This is a genomic window from Chondromyces apiculatus DSM 436, assembly GCF_000601485.1.
Classification (GTDB): Bacteria; Myxococcota_A; Polyangia; order Polyangiales; family Polyangiaceae; genus Chondromyces; species Chondromyces apiculatus.
The window spans coordinates 1-15,672 of record NZ_ASRX01000085.1; the positions used below are offsets into that span (position 1 = coordinate 1).

Genomic DNA, 15,672 nt, shown 5'->3' on the forward strand with positions numbered 1-15,672 from the left:
CCTCCACCCGCCCCCGAGGGCCGGCCAGACCGGCACGACCCCCGCTCAGGTCAGGCCGCGTTCCCGCCGACAGCCACCAGCCGAGGACCGGCAGGCGCCTCCGCCTCCCCCAGCCCGAAGGCCTCATGCAGCACGCACATCGCCTTGTCGGCCACCGCCTCGTTCACGAGACAGCTTATCCGCAGCTCGGTCACCACCAGCCCCGAGACGGTGATGCCCTCCTGCGCCAGCGCCCGGCAGAGCCGCGCAGGAATCGACGGATCCGAGCGGATCCCGATCCCCACCAGCGACACCCTCGCCAGCCCTCCCGTCACCCGCATCTCCCCGGTCTTCAGTCCGGCCACGAGCGGGTCCAGGTGCTGCCGTGCGCGGAGCAGGTCCACATCCGGCAGGGTGAACGCGATGGTCGTGGTGGTGGACGTCTCCGCATCGCGCGCATGGCAGAGCATGTCCACGGCCACGTTGAGCTCGGCGAGGAGGCTGGCCAGCGACACCACCAGCTCCGGCTGGTGCTCGATGCCGGCCAGCTCCACCCGCACCTGGCCCTTGGAGCAGGCGAGGCCCGTCAGAACCTTCCCCTCCAGCGCCCTCTCCCGGTTCACGATCCAGGTCCCTTCTTCACTGGTGAACGAGCTGCGTACGTGCACCGAAACGTCGTATTTCATCGCTATCTCCACGCTGCGTACCTGGAGGACTTTCGCCCCCAGAGACGCGAGCTCGATCATGTCCTCGTATGCCACTGACCTAAGCTTGCGCGCCGTGGGGCAGAAGCGTGGATCGGCGGTGTAGACACCGTCCACGTCGGTGTAGATCTCGCAGACGTCGGCACCCAGCGCTGCTGCCAGAGCGACGGCCGACGTATCCGAGCCCCCGCGACCGAGGGTGGTGATGTTCTGACCCGAGTCCACCCCCTGGAACCCGGCGACCACCGGGATCTGCCCGCGCGCGAGCGTATCGCGCAGCGGACCTTCCTCGACCCAGAGCACCCGGGCCTTGGTGTAGGCGCTGTCGGTGAGCACGGGGACCTGGTGCCCGAGCACCGAGCGCGCGTCGCCGCCTTCGGCGTGGATGGCCATTGCGGTCAGGGCGACTGACACCTGCTCTCCCGTGGCGACCATCACGTCGAGCTCCCGGCTGTCCGGGAGCGGAGCGAGCTTGTGCGCCAAGGAGAGCAGCCGGTCCGTCTCGCCGCTCATCGCGCTGACGACGACCACCACGTCGTCGCCAGCGCGCTGGCTCTCCAGCGACAGCTTCGCGACCCGGCGGATGCGCTCCACGTCGGCCACCGACGAACCACCGAACTTCTTCACCAGAAGCCGGCGCTTCGTCGGCGTGGATGGCTGATCTCCGGACGAGGTAACGGCGCGGAGGACCCTCACTGGGCGGCCTCCTCGTAGTCGTTGTCGCCCGCGGCGAGGCCCCAGCGCAGGCCCTCGGCCATCACGATCTTCTGCAGCCGCGAGAGCATCGCGTTCACGTCCTCGCGCTGGAAGATGTTGCGCCCCACGCACAGGCCGGTCCCCCCGTGGAGCACCACCTCGCGCGCCATGGCGAGGATCTCCTCCTCGGAGCGCACCACACCGCCCGCGAAGAACATCGCGGTGTGCTCGTGCACGCCCCTCAGGATCGTGGGGATCTGCGCGTGGCTCGCGGGTGCCGCCAGCTTGAGCGCGTCGGTCCCCAGCTCCACGCAGGCCCGCACGAGGTGGCGTTGCCGCCTCATGCTCAGCTCCTCCGTGTCGCAGACCACCTTGTCGTAGAGCATGGTCAGCACCGGCATCCCGTAGTGCCGGGCCTCGTCCACCAGCTCTCCGAGTTCGGTCAGGTTGTGGGCGTCGTTCTTGCCGTCGAAGTTGAGCTGCAGCGATACCGCGTCGGCGCCGAGGCGGAGGGCTGCCTCCACCGAGGTCAGCCGCTCCTTCCGGTCCGGCTCGGCGGAGAGGGACATCATGCCGTTCAGGTGGACCATGATGCCCTTGCCGCGCAGCAACCCGAGCCGGCCGAGCCGCTCGACCATGCCCTTGTGGGCGATGACCCCGGTGATCCCCGGGTGACCGATCCAGCGCGCGACTTGCTCAGCGCTGTCCAGCCCCTCCACGGGACCGATGGTCAGCCCGTGGTCGATGGGGACGATGATGCCGCGCCCGGATTTACGGTCCAGGAAACGCGACCAGCGGATCTGCTTTGCAACTCCATCCATGGGAAAAAGCGCCTCTCAGGTTTCGATGATGTGCTCGTCGACCTTGATACCCACGTGCCGCCCGGGCTCCGCGATGTGCCCGAGGACCTTGTGGCCTGCCTTCAGCTCGGTGATGTTGAGCGGCTTCGCGTCGTCCGAGAAAATGCGCACGTGCCAGTCGTCCTGCATGATCACGTTGATCCGTTCCCCGCTCTTGAACTCGGACTCGATGAGCCGCAGCGGCCGCACCTCCGTCTTCATGCGCCCGACGCTGCCGCGGCGCGTGGCCCCGCTGCGGTCGACGAGCATGAGCGGCGAACCTGCACGCAGCTCGCTCATGTAATCGGTACGATTTCCGAAATTGTAGACGTAGCTATGGACCGCACCCGCATTCACGCGGAACGGCCGCAGCTCCATGTACGGCAAGAAGAACACCTCTGGGCAGCAGAGGATCCCGCCTTGCGACGTGGAGCCCACCAGGATCCCTTCCGTCGGCGAGAAGAGCGTCGTCGTGTCGATGCAGCTTCGATACCCCATCCCGATGGGAACGCTGCGCACGATCGTGGCGACCTCGAGCTTGGTCGCGGTCCTGTCGAGCCGGCCCAGACGTGAGACGAAATCGCTCAGCACCTCGTGCGAACGGGGCGAGAACATCACGCCTTCCGCGCCGACCTCCATCACCCCCAGGGTGACGATCGCGTCGTCCACGTCCGTGGGCGTGCTGATCTCCTTGATGAGCACCGTGCGCGTCGCCTGCAGCGTCGCGATCACCAGCTCCAGCGGGATGTTCGTGGGATCGCGGAAGCGCACCATCATGTAGGCGTGCTGGCAGCCCTCCGCGATCGACGCGTGCAGGCTGTTGCCGTCGTCGACGTACGCCCGGTAGCAGGTCGCGAATCCCCGCTGCGACGCCTGCTCCAGGAGCTGCACGTCGTGGCTGGCGATCACCACGTCCTTGCCGTTCTGGGGCAGGCCCGCGAGCCGCGCCAGATCCTCCAGCTTCTCCGCGTGGAACACCTTCAGCATGCGCGACGGAATCGCCTGCGCCATGGTGGCCACGTTGGCCGGGTAGAGGACCACGCCCGTGTACGCCAGGTTGACGATGCGCTCCAGCATCCCCTGGCAATCGTCGGGGCTCGCCAGCCCTGACGTGTCGAACCAGACCACGAGGGCGTGCTGCTCCTCCATCCGGTTCCGGTCACCCTCGTGCCGCTCCAGGCGGATACGCTCCCGCTTCGCCATGGATACTGCGTCGTTGATCCCCTTCACGAGCGGTGGCGGCGTCACGCCGCTCGGGTGGCTCCCCGAGCCGCTCAGCGACCCCTCGTGGACGCTGCTGCCGCTGCTCCCGTGGTGCATACCGTGGCCATTGCTGCCGTTGGTGTTGTGGGAGCTGCCATTGGATGATGAAATGTTCATGGTGAGACCGTTCTCCTGCTGTTTAACCCGGAGCGCCGCTGTGCTCGCGGTCGATGTAAATGGGTTTCGCCGACATCCCGAATGCGATCTGCTCCCTCCGATCGTAAAGAGTCCCCTTGGGGACCAGCTCTACCGAGAGCCGTGTTCCGTGCGTCTGTTCGAGCCGCCAGAGGAGGTCGGGCTCGATGCGATCCTCGTCGCGCTCGCGCTCCACCACGAAGCGCAGCCCGCCCTTCGTGGGCGTCACCCGCCAGAAACGACGGCTCGGCAGCTCCGAGACGATCGCCTCGAGTGTCCACTGATCGAAGGGCCGCTCCCCGATCCATACCGTGTCCGCGGCGCGCCCCCGGATCTCCAGCGTCGCGTCTTCCCCGCACGCGCAAGGCTCCTCCAGGCGGCGCCCCCGATCTCCGGTCTGGTAGCGGATCATGGGCATTGCCCGCGGCGTGAGCGACGTCACCACCAGCTCTCCCGTCTCCCCCGGCGCCACCTCCTGCTCCAGGCGGTCGTCGAGGATCTCCATCAGGAACTGGTCCTGCCAGGGGTGGAGCCGCCGCGCCTGGCAATCCATGGCCTGAGGCCCGGTCTCCGTCATCCCGTAGTTGTCGTAGACCGGGATGCCCCAGATCTCCTCGAGCAGCCTCCGGCGCGACGGCGAGAGTGGCTCTCCCGCGCAGCAGATGGCCCGCAGGCGCGGGAAATCGCGGCGCGGATCGAGCCCTGCCATCTCTGCGGTCTCCGCCACCATCACCGCCGACAGCGAGAGCGTGGCGAGCACCGTGATGTCGAGCCGCCGGAGCAGCTCCACGACGCGCGGCAATGGCGTGACCGTGGTCCGGCTATCGGCGGGGATGACGCATGCCCCCGCGTGCTGCGCCGCCGCGTGCACGAAGTGCCCGATGGTGGACAGCGCATAGGGGAAGCGCACGAGCACCCGCTCACCCCCCCTGAACCCCACCCCCCACTGCGCGAACCGCTCCCGGATCTCCGAGAGGTCACGGTTCGTGTACCACGCCGACACCGGCTCGCCGGTGGTCGCCGAGGACTCGTGGTACTGCGACAGCGCGTCTCCCGGCACGCACACCAGACCGTGAGGAGATTGCCGCCGCACGTCCTCCTTGGTGATGAACGGGATCCGCCTGAAATCGTCCCACGACTGGACGGGACCCTCTGGCAGACGACCCCGGTAGAAATCGGAGCTACGCGCGTGCTCCAGCACCTGATTGATGGCCGCAAGCTGGCTCGATGCGCTCATGACACCCCCCTCCGGCCTGCGCTCAGGAGCATTCGATGCGGAGCAGATCGCGGATGTTCCCACCCAGGATCTTGTCCCGTTCGCTCCCCGTGATGGGGAGCAGGAGCAGCTTCTGCAGCTCCACCGCAGGGTGGGACAGCGGGAACTCGGAGCCGAAGATCACCTTGCTGGCTCCTGCCCGCTTCACCGTCTCCTGGATGTGCAGGTAGCTCCCCAGCGACGTCTCCACGAACAGGTTGTCCAGCGTCGCCGCCGCGGCCGAGGCCTCGGTGTCGGCGGGGCCGGCGCCCATGTGCTCCAGCATGAATGGCGTGCGCGGGTATCGCCGCGCCAGCTTCACGTAATCGTCGGTGTTCGCCCCTGGCCTGAAGGCCACGTGCGAGCAGATCGGCGCCTCGTGTGCGGCGCAGATCTCGATGAGGGGCGCGAGCACCTCGTCTCCGAACCCGAACCGGTGCACGAGCGGCGAGATCATCAGCCCCCGGAAGCCCTTCTGGAAGAAGCGCTCCAGCGTCTCCCCGGCCCCTGGCGCGCACGGGTCCACGCAGGCGAACCCGTACAGACCCTGGCTGAGGCGCAGACCCTCGTCGATGTACTCGTTCTTCGGCACCGGCTCGGGCTTGCGCTCGCCCCTGATGTAATCGCCCATGTGCCGCACATCGAGCATGCCCCCGGGGCTGATTACCCCTCGCTCGATGCCGCCCTGAGCGAGCTGCTGCAGGTACAGCTCCGCGGAGCCGTACGTCGTCGGAGACACGTGCGCGTGCGCGTCGATGATCATCGAACCCCCTCCTCGCGTGACGGTGTGAGTCAGTTGCGAACGACGCGCGCCGCCTTCACGGTGGGGCGGGGCATCTGCTCGACGATCTCCAGCTCGAACGGCAGCCCCGTCGCCGTCTCCATCTTGCCGGCGAGCACCTCGGCGAGGCCTGGCCGGTGCTTCGCCCCGCGTGCCAGCTCGCAGCGCACCTTGATGCTCGACTCGTCGCACACGGGCATGACCATCTCGAACCAGTTGCCCACCTCGGGCATCCGGAGCAGGTGCTCCTCCAGGTAGATCGGCGACAGCGCCCGCCCCCGGAAGCGGATCTGGTCGAACGCGCGCCCCCTCAGGAAGAACCGCGGCATCCGCGCCCCGCACCCGCAGGGCGAGAGGTCGAGCACCCCGAGATCCCCCGTCCTGAACCTGATGACCGGGCTGTCGTAGCGGAGCAGCGAGGTCACCACGATCTCCCCCGGATCCCCCGGCGCCGCCACCAGCCCCGTGGCCGGATCGACCAGCTCCATCAGCACGTGCGCCTGGGGCACGTGGTAGCCGTTGTGCTCGTCGCACTCGATGCCGAGCACCCCGCACTCCAGCGACCCGTAGAAGAAGCTCGCCTGCGCGCCCCAGATCTGCTCCACCCGCTTCCTGAACGCCGGCGAGCACCCCTCGCCGGTGAGCCAGATCTTCTTGAGGTTCAGGGTGCTGAGATCGAGCGACACCCGCTCGGCTTCCTCCGCCAGGGTGATCGCCCACGAGGGACTGGTGACGATCACCGTGGGCCGCAGGTCCTTCATCACCTTGATGGTCTTGGAGGGCGTCGAGTACGCGCCCCCCTTGCCCGCCGGGATGACCGTCGCCTGGTAGCCCTCCATGAACGTCTTGTGGAACGACAGCCCCGCCGTGCTCATCTCGTACGGCAGCGCGTTCATGCAGATGTCACCGGGCCCCACCGGGAACAGCTTCGGGTAGCGGGGCGCGAGGTCGTGGAGGATGTAATCGCTCCAGGTGGACATCTGGTAGACCTCCTGTCCCCCCGTGGTCCCGGTGGAGACCTGGATGAGCGCGATGTCCTCCCTCGCGCAGGTGAGCAAGAGGTACGGGTCCTGCCGCAGCTCGTCCTTGCTCAGGAGCGGCAAGCGCGAGAGATCCGCCGTGCTCTTGATGTCCACAGGCATGACGACCGCCTGGTCCATCTTGGCCTGGTAGAAGCTCGACTTCTCGTACGCACGCCGGGCGATGGCCCGCAGCGATTCGGACTGGAATGCTTCCAGCACGTCGGCAGGCATTGAATCCGCTTGCTCCAAGCTGGAGAGATAGCGGGAAAGGGCCGGGGCCATTTGCATGGCCTGAAGGGTTTGCTCGAAGATGGGACGCCTTCGCATGGTGTTGTTTCCGGGCGCCGGGGGGGGCCTCGCCCATGCGGCGAACATCGTGGCACACGCTCCATGAGGGCGCCATCGACCCACGTCTCTATCGCTCACCTCCAGTGGCACGCACCTGCGCACCTGCGGACGACCTGGCCGCGCGCGGTGTCAATCGGAACCCGCGCTGCCCTCGCCAGGTGCACCGCGGTTATGGCCAGGCCGGGCGTGGTGATGGCCAGGCCGGGCGTGGTGATGGCCAGGCCGGGCGTGGTGATGGCCATCGGGGCGACGTCGTGGCCCGATCGCGCTCGACCGCCCGAGGCGCTGGCGCGCGCGTGCCAGCGCCTGCACGCGGTTCCGTGCCGAGCGTCGTCCCGCAGGCTGGGCGCAAGAAGCGCGCACCGGGGGGCGCCTTGTGGTAGCTCCCTGCGCCGACTTCCATGTCCTCCCCCACCCCTGGCTCTCCAGCCGCGCGCTTCCCCCCGGGCAGCCGCGCGCACCTCCTCCACGCCATCGCGCTCGTCGCCCTCCGCGCGGCCATCGCTGGCGGTGGCCTCCTCGCCGCGCGCGCGTACCTCGGCCCTGATCAGGGCCCCCTCGGCGGCTCGCGCGCCTCCTTCGCGTTGCTCGGCATCCAGGCCGCCCTGGTGCTCGTCCTCGGCTGGCTCGCCCTGCTGCGTTTCGGCCGCGTCAGCCTCCGCGACCTGGGATTCCGCGACCTCTCTCCCGGCAAGGTGGCGCTGGGCGTGGCTGCCTTCTTTCCCTGCCTGGTGTGCATCGCCTCCATGCTCCTCGCCGCCGGGATGACCCCTCCCGCGCTCCTCGACGCCATCCTCGCCCAGCCCTTCCCGGTGCGGATGCTCTGCCTCGGCGCCGGCATCGTCGCCGCCCTCGCCGACGAGACCCTCTTCCGCGGCTACCTCCAGCCCGCGCTCATCTCCCGCCTCGGCAGCGCTCTCGGCGTGATCCTCACCGCCCTCCTCTTCGCCGCCACCCACTTCCCCCGCTCTGCCACCCAGCTCGTGACGTGGATCTTCCTCGGCCTGATCTTCGGCGTCCTCCGCGGCCGCGACCAGCCGCTCTGGGCTCCCGCCATCGCCCACACCCTGGTGTGGGCCGTGATCGGCCCGATGTGATGCTGCCCCGGCGCCCTCGCCCCCGGACGCGCCAATCGGGCGCGCGGCCCCGAAAGCCCCTGCGATAGGCTATGCAGGACGCGATGGTTGCCGCCGACCTTTCCCCCCTCCTCGCCCGCGCCTTCCACACCGACACCGCGACGCGCGCCACCGCCGCCCTCGCCGAGATCCGTGAGCAGCGAGGAGGCCGCGCCGCCCGCGTCCGCGCCTACGAGGTCGTGGTCCCCGAGGGCGCCGACCGCGCCTGGTTCGAGGCCAGCCTGCTTCGCCCCCTCGTGTACTTCTGCGAGTCTGGCCGCGCGCCACTCCCCGCCTGCCCTGGCGTCTTCGTCGCCCTCTTCGCCGGCGACACCCTCCACTGCATCGATGCCTCCGAGGTCGTGTCCTTCGGCTGCGCGCTGCTCGGCGTCGACAGCGAGGAGCTGGTCCGCCGCTTCGGTACCGGCGAAGTCCGCCACGCCCTGCGCCGCGACGACTGACCCGCCCGTCCCCGGTCCTCGCGGCCTCGGTCCGGGAATCCCCGCCTCTGACGTGCCTGACGTGCCTGACGTGCCTGACGTGCCTGACGTGCCTGACGTGCCTGACGTGACTGACGTGCCCGCGAGTACGACCCTCGGACCGCGACACCACCTGCGCCATGGCCGGCGGTGTCGTGGCCCTGTTCGCCGCCCCTCGATTCCGGCCGTATGGCTCGCTGCCCGCGAGCCCCTCGCACTCGGCGCGCCGAGCGCCTTTCTTACCCAGGGCTGAGGGGGGGCGTCAGCTACTTCGGAATCCCTCAGGAAGGCAAAGTCGAGAACAGCTCCTCCACGTCGCCGACCACCACCGCGCGGCGGATCCAGTGCTCAAGCTCGGCAAGGTCCCTCGTTGCGAGGACGCGCTCCCGGATGCGCTCGGAAACCTCCAGCCCTCTGCTCTCCAGAACACTGAGCACTGCCTGAGCCTTGCCCCTGAACAGCCCCTCTTGCAGTCCCTCGTCTCGTCCCTGGGCCACGTAGCTGCGCGCGAACTCGCTCTGGTACTCGTAACCGCCCTTCATTTTCGCCTCCAGACTTCGCTTCGCCGCCTCGTTCAGCGACGGTAGTACCACATCCACGTAGAGTCGCTGTTGCTCGCCCCCCAGCCCGGCAGCCGCAGCTATCGCAGCAATGGCGATGGACACCCCAACATCACTCTGGCCGTGCGCCATGGCCGAGAGCACGGCCAGCTCCGGCCTCAGTCGCGCCTCCTCAGGTTCGGTAATTACCGGAACGGCCTCGGGACTAAGCACGTAAGGCTGCAGCACCAGACGCGGCGGACCCACCAGGATGGGCTCCGCACTCCGGCGGGCGATGGCGGGGTCGGTGGTCACCACCAGCAAGCATGCCGGGCATCGGTAACGCGCGCGCACGGCGACCAGGTACGATGGCCACGAGTATGCCTTGTCGGGATCACGCCCGAGCTGCGCCTCGACGACGATGGCAAGGACCGGCTTTCCATCGAGCAGCAGCACCACCAGGTCGGCGTGGTGCTCGACGGGCACGACCTCGGTCAGATCGGCGGGCTCGATGCGGGCCTCGCTGAAGGTGGGCACGGGAGCCCCCAGGGTGTCGCGCAGGATCTCGGCCGCGAGTGTGGGCCTGTTCTTGAACAGAAGCAGCAAGGCTTCGTGGGTCAACGAGGGCACGGCATCTCTCCTCCTCGGAGCTGTCTGGTCACCTGCACGCGACGCGGTGGTGCCCAGTGGCTTGGCGTGCTCGGACTCCCGGGCGGCTGCACCTGCTCCTTCTCCTTTCAGTTACGGAGAGCGGTGCCGTCTTATCTGGCTTTGCGCAGTGACCTGGCTCTACCCAGCCGCATGTCCACCCTCTCTCCGACGCTCACGGCGAGCATCGGGAGGAGTGTTCCGGGATTCTGGTCCAGGGTCCGGGATCCCTGGTCGTGGGTTGAGGACCGACGATGAGGGGTTTGGCTTCCCTGGTCGTGCTTCCGGCTTCGACGATGAGGGGTCCAAACTCCCTGTTGCCCGTGGGGGCGCTCACGTGTCAGGGCAAGGTTGCGGGGAGTCTGGGCAAGAAAGCCCACCTTCGGGCTACCGGGTTGCCTGCTCCTCGGGGTGGGGTCGCCTGAAGTAGGCTGCGCGCCATGGGCTTGCTCTCCCGTCGCTGCCTCGTTTCTCTGCTCTCGCTCGGACTGGGAGGTGCCCTCGCAGGATGCGGCTCTGCCATGCCGGGGGCGGATGGTCCTGCTGCTGCCGCCGCAACACCGGGGAAGGCGAAGCGTCGGGGCAAGGCAGAGCGGCTCGCGGAGGACCCGAAGATCGGGGTGTACACCTCGATTCCCTGGGGGTTCGACACGGCGTCGTACTGGATCGAGGGGCCCGAGGGGCTGATCGTCATCGACACGCAGTTCCTGGTCTCGGCGGCGGGGGAGATGATCGAGGCGGCGGAGGCCATCACCGGGAAGAAGGTGAAGCTCGCCATCGTGCTCCACCCGAATCCCGACAAGTTCAACGGGACGTCGACGTTCCAGGCGCACGGGGTGAAGGTGGTGACGTCGGCGCAGGTGGTGGCGCAGATTCCGGAGGTCCACGTGAAGCGCACGGAGGCCTTCTTCGAGCGGTACAAGCCCGACTATCCGGCGGAGCAGCCGAGGCCCGAGAGCTTCGGCGATGCGGATCAGGAGCTGTCAGCGGGCGGGGTGACGGTGAAGGTGCGGGTGATGGGGACGGGGTGCTCGGCGGCGCACGTGGCCGTGGAGTACGGGGAGCACCTGTTCGTGGGCGACCTGGTGGGGAACGGGACGCATGCGTGGCTGGAGATCGGGGAGGCGGAGGCGTGGATCGAGCGGCTGAAGGAGCTTTCGTCGCCGCCACACCGCTTCGTGCATCCAGGGAGGGGCAAGTCGGGCGGTCCCGAGCTGCTCACCTGGGAGGAGGGCTACTTGCAGCGGGTGCTCGCGGAGGTGGCGAAGGAGGGTCCGGTGATGCCGCCACCCGCGGGAGCGCTCGATCGGGTGAAGGGGCGCATCCTGGAGGCGTATCCAGGGCTCGCGTACGACGTGTTCCTGGAGCTCGGGCTGCCGGCGGTGTGGGAGACGCAGGCGCTGAAGGCGTCGAAAGGGGGAGGCTGACGCGAGCGCCTGAGGCGGAGCAGGAGCGCGGGGGCGGGGCAGGAGCGCGGAGGCGGGGCAGGAGCGCGGGGGCGGGGCAGGAGCGCGGGGTTTCAGGGCTTCCGGTTCAGGAGACCCATCCAGCCTTCGAGGGCGCCGTAGGAGATGACGTCGCAGATGTCCTCGACGAGGCGGATGCGATCCTTGTGGGCACTGGCGATGCCGTTCTTGAGGATGGCGGCGGGCCAGCCGCGCTCGCGCGCGCCGCGGAAGGTGTTGAGCACGCAGAACTCGGCGCAGTAGCCGCTCAGGATGAGCATGTCGATGGAGCGGGCGCGGAGCTGGGCGTCGAGGTCGGTCTCCCAGAAGGCGTTGCCGGCGCGCTTGTCGATGCGCAGGTCGCCCGGCTCGGCGGTGATGCTCTCGTGCAGACCGAAGGAAGGGCTGCCGGGGATGCGGGTCGGCTCCTCGATGTCGGAGACGATGATCACGGGCGCCGAGGCCTTGCGGAAGAGGGCGATGGCGGCGTTGATGTACTCCACGGCGGCGTGGAGGGAGGGCTTCTCCGGGTTGCCCTCGGCGAAGAACTCGTTCTGCATGTCGATGACGAGCAAGGCCAGGTTCATGAGGCGCATGCTCTGCTCCCTGAGCTGCGCTGACAAGCCCGGGGCTCACCCCTGACGCGCCAGTCGCGGAGCGCTCCGGTGGGCGCCTGGCGCGGAGGCAGGAGGTGGCTCGGAGCAGGTGCGGACGGGGTGGTCGCACGTGCTAGCCTCGATCCATCAACCCGGCGTCGGTCGGACCGGAGGGAACATGGACATGAAGCGAACAGCACGTGCAGTGGGCGTGGCGGTGGTGAGCGTGGCGCTCGCCGGATGGATGGCCGTGGGGTGCGGCTCCGAGGAAGGGCAGGAGCCCTCGGGAGGGAGCACGTCCTCGGGGACGGGAGGGCAAGGGGGGCAGGGTGATCAAGGTGGAGGAGGAGAGGGGGGAGGCGCGACGGGCACCGGAGGGCAGGGGCCAGGGTGCACGCCGGGGGCGACGATCCTCTGCTACTCGGGGCCGCCAGAGACGGTGAACGTGGGCATCTGCAGGTGGGGGGAGTCGACCTGTCACGCGGACGGGAGCGGCTACGGGGCGTGCGAGGGCGAGGTGCTGCCGCGGGAAGAGGTGCTCGGCGACGCGGTGGACGACGACTGCGACGGGACGACGGTGGCCGTCGGCGAGAGCCTGGTGGCGCGGTACTACTTCAACGAGGATCCGGCCGCGGGGGTGACGCAGGTGGAGGACACGTCGTCCCAGCCGCTGCCGCTGCAGATCAGCAACCCGAACCCGTCGATGCCGGTGCTCTCGGTGGCGGCGGACGCCGAGGGGCACCGGGGGCTGACGTGGACGACGGCGGGGAGCACGGCGACAGCATCGGCGCCGTTCGTGGGGACCAAGGTGCAGACGCGGCTGAACGGGAACCAGGCGTTCACGATCGAGCTGGTGGCGCGCATCGAGGGGATCGTGAACTTCTCGCGCCTGGTGTTCCTGGGGCGCTCGGAGTCGTCGCAGAACCCGTTCGATGCGCTGGTGCTGCGGTTCGACAATGCGGGGCGGCTGCAGGCGTACATCGAGGACACCACGGTGGGGCGGTGGGCCTACGATTACGTGAGCGCGGGGAGGTCGGTGCTGCAGCTCGTGGTGGACAGCACGCAGCCCATCCCCGATCAGCGGCGGAAGCTTTACGTGAACGGGGTGCTCTTGCCCGCGTTCGATACCAACGCGCCGGCGCAGTTCTCCAACGTGAACCTGGGGACGAGCACGGTGTTCTCGGTGGGGAGCCGGCCGGGAGGGAGCCACTCGATCCGGGGGACGATCTACTACCTGGCGCTGTACGAGACGGCCCTCGCGGAGGCGGAGCTGCAGGCGAATGCGACGCAGCTCATGGCCGACGACGATACGGTGCCGTGAACGCAGGGAGCATGAATGCATGAAGGCGAGGTCAGAGCGCGTGACGGCGCTCTGACGATTGCCTCACGCGCTGGCCGTCATTGTGGGCGCATGACGCGGATGGGGCGGCCCTTGCTGTCGGTGGAGAGCTCTCCAGCAGCCGTGGCGGCGGGGGGAGGGTCGCCCCGGCCGACGGTGAAGGATCGGACGGAGGAGAGGCGGCGGGCGCCGAAGGTGCCGGTCACCTGTACGGCGAGGGTCGCAGCGGTCGCGGGGGGCGTGTAGCTCACCTGGAGGGGGACGCGCTCTCCAGCGCGGGCCGTGCGGGCCGGGTTGGGCGTGGATGCGGGCGGGGCGTGGAGCACGAGGCCGTCGGCGCCCCAGACGGAGACCGTGACGTCGGTCGCGTCGGCGCGGAAGAGGATGGCGATGGAGGCGGTGCTGGCGGTGGGCTCCGCGGTGATGTCGACAGGGGCCTGGACCTTCGCGGTGACGTGGGGGTCAGGGGGCGGCGGCACGGGGTCCGGCTGGTGGCCGGTGCTCGGGGGCTGCACGGGCGAGGTTTCCTGGATGGCGTCTGGCGTCGGCTGCTGGGCGGTGCCAGGGGCGTGGGCGCTGTCAGCGGCGCATCCGCCGAGCATGAGCAGGGACAGGGCCACGAGGAGGGTCTTCATCGGCTGGTCCTTCAGGGGCTTGAGGCTGGCAGTGCCCGCGGGCGCGTCGTTGCAGGGGTCCCGGTGCGTCTCGTCTCGGTCGGGTCTGATCATGGGGTGATCTCCAGCGACACGGGGTAGGTGCCGGGGTTCATGCCGTAGCCCTGGACGTTGATCACGTAGGTCTCGCCGGGCTGGGTTGCGACGGTGACCAGCTCGTTGCCGTCGGCGGTCACGGCGAAGGCCAGGAGATCGCCGCGCTGGTAGACGAGGAGGTCGACGTCCTGGGTGGCGCTGGAGCGCACGGTCAGGGAGGGGCCGGTGGCGTTGAGGCGGACGTAGCGGTTCTGGGCGAGGGCGTTGTAGTCGGCGCCGCCGACGAGGGTGAGGGCGAGGGTGTCGCCAGGGGCGGCGTCGACGTAGACGGGGAGGGTGCCGGGGAGGCCGCCGCTGTGGGTCTCGCCGGTGCCCCAGACGTCGAGCACGGGGTCGATGCCGAGCTGGTCGCTGCCGCTGTCCGCGCGGTGGTGGGCGACGAGGGTGTCGATGGCGGCGGCGTCTCCGGGGTGGCGGGCTTTGAGGGCGGCGATGAAGGAGAAGAGGGTGGTGAGGGCGGGGGTCTGGCGGAGGTCCTGGGTCATCACCTCGTGAATGGCGCCGAGGCCGAGGGCGACGGTGTCGAAGGGCTCGGGGGGAGCGGTGGCGCCGTCGTAGAGGTCGAGGAGGACGGCTTCGATGGTGGTCTCGGAGTACCAGCCAGGGGACGAGGCGGCGCTGGTGTCGTTGGCGTCGACGTCCCAGGAGAAGCCGCTGGCCTGGGCGGGGCCCTGGGTGTCGCGGTAGGTGGTGTCGGGGTCGAGGATCATGGCGCTGAGGGCGTTGCCCCAGCCTTCGCTGAGGGCGACGCGGGGGTCGAGCAGGTCTCCGTAGCCGTGGCCGCCGCCAGGGCTGTCGGTGCGGGAGAGGCGCGATTCGTAGTAGTGGCCCCACTCGTGGACGAGGACGTGGGTGTCGAACTCGTCGGTGTCCACGCCGTCGTCGCCGAGGATGTAAAGCTCCTGGTCGTCCCAGTGGGAGGTGCCGATGCGGCCGCTCTGGATGGAGCCGTCTTCGGGGCGGTTGTCGGGGCTCCAGTTGATGTGGAGCGGGGGGAAGTCGGTGGGGCTGGCGCCCGCCGCGATGAAGCGGCGCGAGGCGGTGAGGGCGGTGTCGAGGAGGGCGAAGGGGGCAGCGGCGCGGACGCCGGTGTACGTGTCGCCACCCCAGCCGGTGGTGGCGGTGAGGTCGAGGGTCACCTCGTCTGCGAGGTCGAGGAGGGCGCTCTCCAGGGTGTAGATGGCGTCGCTGGCGGTGTTGTCCTCGATGACGATGGGTGGGGAGAGGGACTCGGCGTAGACGCGGATGCGGGCGCGGGTGCGCTCGGGGACGTCGATGGTGTAATGGCCGTCGTCGTCGGACGCGGTCTCTGCGAGGAGGGCGCCATCCTCGGTGAGCAGCTCGACGCGCGCGGCGCGGATGGGGGCGCGGGCGGTGGCGGCGTAGTCGAGGCCGTCGGCGCCCGGCAGGTGAGGGACGCGCTCGTAGGTGAGAGCGCCGACGATCGTGGAGCGAGGCGTCGGGTCAGGCTCGGAGGACGTGGTGGTCGTGGTGGCGGGGGCGTCGCTGTCGTCGCCGCAGCCAGCGGTGAGGAGGGATACGCTCAACCCGAGGCAGAGACGGGCGGCGAGAGCGACGGGCGCGGTGGGGCGCGCTGCGATGAGCGTGGTGGGGAGCGTTGCGGTGAGCGTGGCGCGCGAGGAGGCCATCATGCTGCGTGCAACGTACTGGCGTGCGCTCGACGCGGCAATCTGCGGGCGGCGTGCGGGGGGTGGCAGG

The 15,672-nt window shown here is 69.3% G+C and carries 14 protein-coding genes; 4 read left to right on the forward strand and 10 right to left on the reverse strand.

The window, feature by feature from the left end; all coding sequences use genetic code 11:
• Positions 1 to 50: 50 nt before the first annotated feature.
• From CAP_RS36975 to CAP_RS37000, 6 genes are all read right to left on the reverse strand, one after another.
• Positions 51 to 1,379 (reverse strand): aspartate kinase, encoded by a 1,329-nt coding sequence (locus CAP_RS36975; protein WP_044249691.1) that lies wholly within the window; start codon positions 1,377 to 1,379, stop codon positions 51 to 53.
• Positions 1,376 to 2,200, reverse strand: a complete 825-nt coding sequence (locus CAP_RS36980; RefSeq protein ID WP_081865658.1) for a class I fructose-bisphosphate aldolase — start codon at positions 2,198 to 2,200, stop codon at positions 1,376 to 1,378. Before CAP_RS36980 ends, CAP_RS36975 begins: the two co-directional genes overlap by 4 nt.
• Before the next feature lie 15 nt (positions 2,201 to 2,215).
• Positions 2,216 to 3,421: a 3-dehydroquinate synthase II domain-containing protein gene (locus CAP_RS36985; protein WP_156041487.1), complete on the reverse strand. Its 1,206-nt coding sequence runs from the start codon at positions 3,419 to 3,421 to the stop codon at positions 2,216 to 2,218.
• Positions 3,422 to 3,620: 199 nt separating this feature from the next.
• Positions 3,621 to 4,853, reverse strand: coding sequence for a phenylacetate--CoA ligase family protein (locus CAP_RS36990; RefSeq protein WP_044249693.1), 1,233 nt, complete (start codon positions 4,851 to 4,853; stop codon positions 3,621 to 3,623).
• Between the two features lie 22 nt (positions 4,854 to 4,875).
• Positions 4,876 to 5,634 (reverse strand): amidohydrolase family protein, encoded by a 759-nt coding sequence (locus CAP_RS36995; protein WP_044249695.1) that lies wholly within the window; start codon positions 5,632 to 5,634, stop codon positions 4,876 to 4,878.
• A 29-nt stretch (positions 5,635 to 5,663) separates the two neighbouring features.
• Positions 5,664 to 6,905 carry a phenylacetate--CoA ligase family protein gene (locus CAP_RS37000; RefSeq protein ID WP_231511923.1) on the reverse strand — a complete coding sequence of 414 codons (1,242 nt, stop codon included), beginning with the start codon at positions 6,903 to 6,905 and terminating at the stop codon, positions 5,664 to 5,666.
• Positions 6,906 to 7,423: 518 nt separating this feature from the next.
• On the opposite strand from CAP_RS37000, the gene CAP_RS37005 reads away from it, so the two are divergent.
• Positions 7,424 to 8,119: a CPBP family intramembrane glutamic endopeptidase gene (locus CAP_RS37005; RefSeq protein ID WP_044249696.1), complete on the forward strand. Its 696-nt coding sequence runs from the start codon at positions 7,424 to 7,426 to the stop codon at positions 8,117 to 8,119.
• An 83-nt stretch (positions 8,120 to 8,202) separates the two neighbouring features.
• Positions 8,203 to 8,598 carry an STAUR_1299 family protein gene (locus CAP_RS37010; RefSeq protein WP_044249735.1) on the forward strand — a complete coding sequence of 132 codons (396 nt, stop codon included), beginning with the start codon at positions 8,203 to 8,205 and terminating at the stop codon, positions 8,596 to 8,598.
• Positions 8,599 to 8,897: 299 nt separating this feature from the next.
• Here the strand turns inward: CAP_RS37010 and CAP_RS37015 are convergent, their stop codons facing one another.
• Positions 8,898 to 9,785, reverse strand: a complete 888-nt coding sequence (locus tag CAP_RS37015; protein WP_044249698.1) for a hypothetical protein — start codon at positions 9,783 to 9,785, stop codon at positions 8,898 to 8,900.
• 458 nt (positions 9,786 to 10,243) lie between these two features.
• Between CAP_RS37015 and CAP_RS37020 the strand changes: the two genes are divergently transcribed.
• Entirely contained in the window at positions 10,244 to 11,230 is a 987-nt protein-coding gene (locus CAP_RS37020; protein WP_081865659.1) for an MBL fold metallo-hydrolase, read from the forward strand.
• 92 nt (positions 11,231 to 11,322) lie between these two features.
• Here the strand turns inward: CAP_RS37020 and CAP_RS37025 are convergent, their stop codons facing one another.
• Complete coding sequence (locus CAP_RS37025) at positions 11,323 to 11,844, reverse strand: cysteine hydrolase family protein (protein WP_052376651.1); 522 nt, start codon at positions 11,842 to 11,844, stop codon at positions 11,323 to 11,325.
• 184 nt (positions 11,845 to 12,028) lie between these two features.
• On the opposite strand from CAP_RS37025, the gene CAP_RS37030 reads away from it, so the two are divergent.
• Entirely contained in the window at positions 12,029 to 13,165 is a 1,137-nt protein-coding gene (locus CAP_RS37030; protein ID WP_156041483.1) for a LamG-like jellyroll fold domain-containing protein, read from the forward strand.
• Between the two features lie 77 nt (positions 13,166 to 13,242).
• On the opposite strand, the gene CAP_RS37035 is transcribed toward CAP_RS37030, so the two are convergent.
• On the reverse strand, positions 13,243 to 13,911 hold the full coding sequence (locus CAP_RS37035; protein ID WP_044249702.1) for a hypothetical protein: 669 nt from the start codon (positions 13,909 to 13,911) through the stop codon (positions 13,243 to 13,245).
• Positions 13,908 to 15,605, reverse strand: a complete 1,698-nt coding sequence (locus CAP_RS37040) for a hypothetical protein (RefSeq protein WP_052376652.1) — start codon at positions 15,603 to 15,605, stop codon at positions 13,908 to 13,910. Before CAP_RS37040 ends, CAP_RS37035 begins: the two co-directional genes overlap by 4 nt.
• Positions 15,606 to 15,672: the final 67 nt, after the last annotated feature.